At 41.5% G+C, this 8,490-nt stretch carries 3 protein-coding genes and 1 pseudogene; all 4 read left to right on the top strand.

Annotated elements, in window-relative coordinates:
- Positions 1–280: 280 nt before the first annotated feature.
- Positions 281–3,427 (top strand): SusC/RagA family TonB-linked outer membrane protein, encoded by a 3,147-nt coding sequence (locus AC1DPQ_RS10320; protein ID WP_477609128.1) that lies wholly within the window; start codon positions 281–283, stop codon positions 3,425–3,427.
- Between the two features lie 70 nt (positions 3,428–3,497).
- Positions 3,498–4,799 carry a RagB/SusD family nutrient uptake outer membrane protein gene (locus tag AC1DPQ_RS10315; protein ID WP_477609126.1) on the top strand — a complete coding sequence of 434 codons (1,302 nt, stop codon included), beginning with the start codon at positions 3,498–3,500 and terminating at the stop codon, positions 4,797–4,799.
- A 47-nt stretch (positions 4,800–4,846) separates the two neighbouring features.
- Entirely contained in the window at positions 4,847–8,035 is a 3,189-nt protein-coding gene (locus AC1DPQ_RS10310; RefSeq protein ID WP_477580093.1) for a SusC/RagA family TonB-linked outer membrane protein, read from the top strand.
- A gap of 4 nt (positions 8,036–8,039) precedes the next feature.
- Positions 8,040–8,490 (top strand): annotated as a pseudogene (locus AC1DPQ_RS10305) (hypothetical protein); the annotation flags it as partial.

Here is an 8,490-nt window from a genome sequence, read left to right as displayed (position 1 = left end):
GCTGAAGATTGATGACTACTTGCATATAGAAAGTGCAAAATTGGCAAGATATCATCATCAACAAATTCCTGCTTTATCCATTTTTTTGCAACTGATCTGAATTCGCATGCCTAAAATCCACTTTTCATTATATTAATGAGCTAAATGCGGCCCATTAAAAGTATAGTCCTGTTATTAGTCTCATTATCCATTTTTTTTCATTTTCTCTTAACATAATTTTGTTATTGAGGTAGTTTTAATTAAACCAAAATTTAACTATTAATTAACTTATTTTATTTCGATGAAACAAAAATGGTACTGCTTATTAGGTTTGATTATCACGATCTGTCTGAATCATGAAAGTGGTTTTGCATTCCAGCCGACAGTTCAAATACCTTTTTCTAAAGCTGATACCGTCCATAGATTACAGAAAAAAACAGTTAGAGTGTTGGATCAGGGCAGTTCCAGACCTTTAGATAGTGTCCGTGTTACGCTGGGAAAAGAATCTAAATATACCATTGAGGGAATTGCGGTTTTCGAGAACACTGACGATTCCGTTGTTATACTTTTAAAGCCGGGATATCATAGGGTGGGAAAGAGAATACCCGCTTCATCCTTAACTGTACGTATGGTCAAGGCAGAAGAATCAATGCCTGCATACTTTGTAAACACAGGCTTATGGAAAAATGCTGGTGAGGTGTTTTCCACTTCAGCGATAACAGTAACAGGAGCAGAGCTACGTAATGTGAATCCGCTTAGCCTGATTGATGGACTAAAGTTTTATGTGCCGTCATTATCGATAATGAGAGGAAACAATGATGGGGCTAACCCCAATATACTTCCTCAGCTTAAGTTGAATGGCACAGGTAATTTTCCGTTTTCGGCTACTGTTATAAACGATAATAATGGTGTATCAGGTGTGTTGAAGACACCCTCGGCTGCAGATTACATCGCATCGAGTATAACTTCGAACACTTCTCCGGTGTTTTTATTGGATGGTGTTCAGGTATCGGTTCAGACTATTTTGGATATCGATCTTAACCGCATTAAGAGCGTTACGGTTTTAAAAGATGCTGCGGGTACTTCGAGCTATGGTTTACGCGGGGGCAATGGGGTTATTGCAGTGCAGACTACTAAACCTCAGGGTAGATTGGCGATTTCGTTTACCGAACAGGTACAGATTTCCGCACCTGATATTTCTTCTTTCAAGCCTTTGACCGCTAAGCAGAAATTAGACATAGAGAAAAATTCAGGGCTGTTCAACGGACCTTTGGCCCCGGTTTTCCAAAAAAGATACGATCAGGCTTATAACAACAATGTAAATACCGATTGGTTGGCTGTTCCCCTCCAAAATGGACTGAGTACGAAACATTCACTTGATTTAAGTGCGGGTAACGAAGATATCGCATATGGTTTGAGTGCATCCTATAATGACATTGAGGGTGTAATGAAAGGCTCTTTTAGGAAAAACCTTGATCTGGGCGCATATTTTGGTGGTCATTTTGGTGCTTTTTCCTTCAGTAATCATTTTTCTTATCTGGGGGTAGATGCAGCAAATTCTCCATATGGTGGGTTTGGTAGTTATGTTAAAATGAACCAGTACTGGCAGTTAAACGATCCATTTACCGGGAAATTTCAGAAAACAGTCGAGTCTAATGTACTTGCAAATGGCGATTTGGCTTATCTAAATCCAGCTTATAACGCAACCATTTCGACATTAGATGCTACAAATTATGCCCGCTATAGTAATCTAACTAGTCTCAACTGGCTGATTGGATCTGGGTTTCAGTTAAATGGAATGGTTAGCATCGCTAGGCAATCTGACGAAATAAATTATTTCCTGCCTCCCGATCATACCTCATTTGCCAATATTACTCCTGATAACCTATTTAAAAGGGGGCAATACAACTATACTTCCAACTCGTTTATGGATGTTCAGGGCGGTATCCGTTTACAGTATCAGAATAACTTTGGTAAACACCAGGTGTTTGCAAATGTGGGCATGAATTTATCACAGACCTCAAGCGAATCCGAAGGCATTGCAGTCAGTGGCTTTGCCACGGACCGTATAACTGATATATCTGCTGGAAACGGGTATTCAATTTCAAAACCGGTAAGCGGCAAAATAGTGACCCGTTATGTTTCTACCTTTGGCAATTTTGGCTATAGTTACAACGGACGTTATCAGATTGATCTTTCCGGATCAATGGATTATTATTCTGGGGTTGATATGGCTACTAATTCTGGTGCGATAGGATTCTCATGGAAGGTTAACCAGGAGCAGTTTCTAAATTCGGTAAAATGGATTAACCTTTTAAAGATCAGAGGCAGTTTAGGAATAGCCGGTAACCAGGGCTTTTTATCTTATTTGAACAGGACTACCTATAATTACTACACCGATCAGCAGTATGTTCCATCGGGTAGTGGTATAGGTACAATTGGAATTGGCTTAGGTGCCTACCTGACCGGTTTTGCAAATAACGGTCTGCGCGCGCCTCAAACGTTTAAACAGAATTTCGGACTTGACGCCGCTTTTTTCAATAACCGGCTAACATTGGCATTTAATGTATATAAACAATCTGGCTATAGGATGGTACTCCCGATAACTGCTGCTGCATCAACAGGCTACCAAAATTTTTCGTTTTATGATAACTATAGTGAAATAGAAACTAGAGGAATTGAAATCAGTGCGGTTGGAACGGTTTATAAATCACCTAATAATAACCTGAGGGTAAATGTTATGGCGAATGGTTTTCATGCAGCAGATAAGATTACAGCTTCAGGACCTTATTTATACCAGGTTAATAACTACAATAATTTCAGCGTTTCCCAAACTACCCTACAACCTTTATATGTGGCCGGACAGTCTGTTTATAGTATCTGGGCAGTTCCGTCCTTAGGCATTGATGCCCTGAGTGGCAAAGAAATTTTCCGGAAGAAGGATGGCAGCAGCACAACGATCTGGGATGCCAATGATAAAGTGCTGGCAGGCAATTTAATGCCCAAATGGATTGGTTCGCTGGGCACCGAAGTTACTTTCTGCCAGTTCTCCTTAAGTGCAYTTTTTAACTATCAATATGGTGCTAAAGTTTATAATCAAACGATGGCAGATATCGAAAACGCATTAGTTGATGATAATTTGGATGCCCGTGTACTTAACCCTCAGCGTTGGGTGCCGGGTATGCCAGATGCCATCTATAAAGGGCTGTTTAATTCACCAACCTATGCAACAACCAGATTGGTCCAAAACGATAATAAAATTCAATGCTCATCAATCCTACTGGGCTATATGATCCCCAAAACAGTTGCAGAAAAGATCAAGGCGAGAAATTTAGGCCTAAAATTTATGGTGAACAATGCTTTTGAGATCGGTGGTGCTGATATGCAGCACGGAATTAATTATCCCTTCCAGCGCAATTACACATTCATTTTAAATGCAAACTTTTAAATCAGTTCCCATGCAGATTTTGAGAAAAAAAATAACAGCTCTTGCAGTGATATTAATGCTCTTTAGCATAATGGCCTGTAAAAAATGGGTTGACGGTACGCCGCAGCCCTTGCAGGTAGATGAATCGAAGGTTTTTTCTACCGAGCAGGGATTCAGGGAAGCTTTGAACGGCGTATACCTGCAAATGGGTTCGACTACACTGTATGGAAAGGACCTCACCATGGGGGTTCTTTCGCTAGCAGGAAGAAACTTTGATAGCATTAACGTAAACAAAGCCGGACAGTTATATTATCAGGCCGCCACCTACAATTTTTCAGATCCGGTGGTCAAGAATTATAGCGCGGAGGTATGGAACAAAATGTACCAGTCTGTGGCCAACCTAAATAACCTGCTTAACAACATAGAACTGAAAAAAACGATATTTACGGGTAATAATTACAATACGTTCAAAGGGGAGGCCCTGGCCTTACGGGGATATCTGCATTTTGACCTGCTCCGCCTGTTTGCACCAATTGATGCCGGGGCATCAGGCATTCCTTATGTAACCACCATCAGTGTTGATCAAAGCCCGACAGTTACGGTTGGGACTGCTTTGGACAGGTGTATCGCTGATCTGTCTGCTGCAGACGCGCTTCTGAATCCGAATGATTTAACGACTTCACAGATAACCAAATGGGCAGTAAAAGGTTTACTGGCGCGTGTATATTTATATAAGGGCGATATGGCCAAGGCAAGCGAAAATGCTTTGGCGGTAATCAACAGTAATAAATTTGCTTTGTCCTTAAATACCAATGCCGACCTTTTTTTTACAAAGGAAAGTCTGTTTAAGCTTAACATTTACGCCATTAACTTTTTCGCTAATTATAAGGCTATTTATGGCACATCTTCACTCATCGGATTATCGGCGTCAGCTCAGACCGCGCTGTATGGTAGTACAAATGTTGATTACCGTAAAAGTTTTATTGACGCGACAACGGGTACAGCCCTTGGCACGGCCCTTATACCTAAAAAATTGACTGTTACGGCTTCCAACATATTTCCAATGATCCGCTTAACCGAGATGTATTATATTTTAGCTGAATGCGCCGCAGATGTGCCTGCAGGCTTATCATATATCAACCAGGTACGCGGAGCCAGAAATTTAGCTGCCTTAACAACGCTCAATGTGCCCGACGCAATGGCGCTTTCCGCTGAGATCATGAATGAATACCGAAAGGAGTTTATAGGTGAGGGGCAAATGTTTTTTTATTACAAACGCAAGAACACGGCCTTTACCGCATTGCCGTTTTATCCAAAAACGCCGCCGGTGAGCGGTACAGCCTATGTGCCAATGGTGTCCAACCCAAGTTACACATTTGTGAGGCCTGAATAACAGGCATATACTAGAGAACCAAGAAATTAAATTGCAAGGTAATTATAATGAACAGCAATAAAACCATATTAAATAAAAGAGCTCGCCGCAGTGCAATACTGTTTCTGTTTCTGAGCTTTTTTACAACGGCACTTTTTGCACAGAATATCACAATAAAGGGTCTTGTAAAGGATGAATTAGGAGATCCGCTGGTGGGCGCTGTAGTGATACAGGTGGGTACTGCTAATAATACAAGAACAGATAAGGATGGCAATTTCGAACTGAAGAACGTATCTCCCGGGGCRAAACTTAGGGCATCCTATATCGGCCGCATCACAATTGAGCTTACTTTGAAGCCTGGTGAAACGAACGTGAAGTTTACCTTAAAAACCAATAATCTAACCCTGAAGGAGGTAACTGTAAATACAGGTTTATACAAACGTCCGGTGGGTAACTTTACCGGTTCCGCAAAAACGTATACCGGAGAAGAATTGAAAACAGTTAATCCCCGGAATGTAATCCAGGCCCTTGCGGTAGTCGATCCATCAGTAAGGTTGGCCCAGAATAATCAGTTTGGCAGTGACCCGAACAGATTGCCCAATATCCAGATCAGGGGAGCAAATAATCTACCTGTTTCCTTACAGGGAAATGCAGGGAGTGCAAACCCGGTATCAAATGGGGATATCACTGCCAACTACCTGGCCAATCCTAATCAGCCGCTGATCATATTGGACGGCTTTGAAACTACGCTCCAGACACTTTATGATATGGATGTGAACCTGATCGCCAATATCACGGTGTTAAAAGATGCTGCGGCAACTGTTGCCTATGGGTCTAARGCAGCAAATGGCGTTATCGTAATTGAAACTAAACAACCAGTGGCGGGAAGATTAAGGGTAACCTACTCGGTCAATGCCAGTGCTGAACTGCCCGATCTTTCATCTTACCATTTAATGAATGCCGAGCAGCTTCTCGAAGCACAGCGGTTAACGGGGATTTACAGCGATCCGAACAATCAGTATATCGATGTTGCCAAGAAACAATGGTATGATTACCGCCTGGCTGGGGTAAGAAGTGGGGTTAATACTTACTGGCTTTCCCAGCCTGTTCAGACTGGCCTAGGCTTAAGTCAAAGTCTTTCCTTATCTGGAGGCTCAGGCCCCTTGCGTTACTCTTTTGGTTTAAACTATAACACTTCGGAAGGGGTAATGAAAGATTCTGGAAGGGATCGCTATGGTTTAAGTTATAATGTATCCTATTCAGTCAAGAATATCCGGTTAAGTAATGCCATTGCTGTGGGCTATACCAAAGGAAACAATACCCCTTGGGGAAGTTTTGATTCATACGTAAATCAATTTCCTTTTTTCAGGAACAATGATGCAAATGGAAATCCTATTAAAATTTTAGAACCGGGCCAATCAAGTTTAGGCTTCAGCATTTCTGCTCCTGGTGGAATTTTCACCAATCCGTCTTATAATGCGACCTTAAACGTAAAGGATTATGCTACTGTTTTAACTTTTACCAACAATACCAACCTGGAGTGGTCATTAACAGACAACCTGAAACTGACCGGTAGTTTAGGTTGGTCCTCAAATGCGCCGGGTTCAGAAACATTTTACCCTGCTGATCATACCAGATTTGTTTCGAGTGCACTGGCCCAGTTCCCTGACCTTGGWTCCTACCAACAGCTTAAGGGTAAAAACAGCGCAATTAGCGGCAGATTAAATGCGAGTTACCGTTTGGCGCTCGGTAAAAATACTATACTGGCAAATTTAGGTGCCTCGTTGCAAAAAACATCCAGTAACTCAACTACTGTAGCTGTTTATGGTATACCAAATGATTATCTGGGCGAAATGGGGCTCGCAAATGGTTTCGACTATCAGACAGTTAAACCGAGATCGACGAGCAATATGACCAAAAATCTTTCTAATTTTTTTAGTTTAAGCTATAATTATGACAACCGGTATACTGCAGAATTTACCGCTAACCTAAGCGGGTCTTCTCAGTTTGGCTCAAACAGCCGCTTTGCCCCATTCTATGCAGGAGGTTTAGCCTGGAATATTACCAACGAAAAGTTCTTTAAACCAAACGATATTATCCAGTCGGCCAAATTGAGTGCAAGTATCGGTACTACAGGCAATCAGAATTTTTCTTCAGATATGGCCCAACAGATCTACCAGTACAATTATTCAAATAATTACCGCCTGATGATAGGTTCTTCAACATTGAGTTATGCCAACCCTGATTTAAAGTGGCAGCAGACACTCAAAAGCAATATCGGGTTAAACCTGGGTATGTTTAAGGGAAGAATTAATGCCAGTATCGAGTTTTTCCGCGAAACAACCGACAATTTGATCCTACCTCTGGATATTGCACCCTCAACAGGCTTTACAAATTACCAGAACAATTTGGGCGCAACTAAAAATGAAGGTTATGAAATTGGGATATCGGCACCGGTGATTAAAAACCCGGCAAAAAACATATTCTGGACGGTTGCTCTGAACGGCGGCCATTATACCAATACAATCACCAGATTATCTCCGGCTATTACCGCAATCAATGACGCATACAATAAAGCAAATGACCCAAATAATGTAGATAACTCGAGGTATCAGACTACGCCGCTTCCGCGCTTCGAGGTAGGGCAGTCCATGAGTAGGATCTGGGCCGTACCATCTTTGGGCATAGACCCAGCGACCGGTAAGGAAATATTTACCAAACTGGACGGAAGCCGTACTTTTATTTGGGATGCCAGAGATAAACGTCCTATTGCAGATGCAACAGCAAAGATAAAAGGCAGTGCAAGTTCTAATCTGACTTATAGAAATTTTGTACTGAACATTATTGTCAGTTATCAGTATGGTGGTTATATGTATAACCAAACGCTGGTCGATCGGGTAGAAAATGTTGATTTAACACAAGGTAATGCTGATTTGAGGGTCTTGACCGAACGGTGGAAACAACCTGGTGATCAGTCTTCGTTTAAAGCATTGACAGCCGACGGTTCTTTAGGTCTGCAGCAGACCAACGCTACTTCACGTTTTGTTCAAAAGGATAATTTTATGGAACTGGCCAGTTTAACTGTAGGCTACAATTTTCCTGCGAACTTAAGGTGGATAAAAGCAGCACATCTGTCTGCACCCCGCCTGATGATTACGCAAAATAACCTGGTCCGTTTTGCTACAATCAAGACCGAAAGAGGTACCGGGTATCCTTTCTCCAGAAGCTTAAATTTTGGGATATCTACAAATTTTTAAACATATGTCTAAAATCAACAAAATTACACAAGAGACAGTTAAAAGGCGCAAAAGTCTTATCGGTATATTTCTGCCGAGTTGTTTTGTACTGCTTATTGCTTTAGGTGGATGTAAGAAGTTCTTGGAGATGCCCTTAAAAGACAAGGTGCCACAAGAGACACTATTTAATGATGAACAAGGCTTTATTGATGCTTTGACCGGCGTTTATCTGGGAATGGACAAACCCGCATCGGTTCCGATGAAAGGTTTATATACCTACGACCTTTCGGTTGGAATGTTATCGGTAATGGTGAACAACTATACAAATGCTTCTACCTCTGCCCTTGGCGATAATCTTTTTGCCAATGCATATAAATATGATTACAACCAGCTAGGTGTAAAACAGGAAATAGGATTTATTTGGAGTGGGATGTACAACAACATCGCCAACCTCAATAATATGCTTGGATATGTCG

Source organism: Pedobacter sp. 01T416_2 (genome assembly GCF_056398925.1).
The sequence above is the reverse complement of the archived record's forward strand: the minus strand, read 5'-3'. Positions and strand labels throughout refer to the sequence as shown.

Bases quoted from the DNA above. Each gene is read 5' to 3' on its own strand.
- AC1DPQ_RS10315 (WP_477609126.1), top strand. From the start codon at position 3,498: ATGGCCTGTAAAAAATGGGTTGACGGTACGCCGCAGCCCTTGCAGGTA.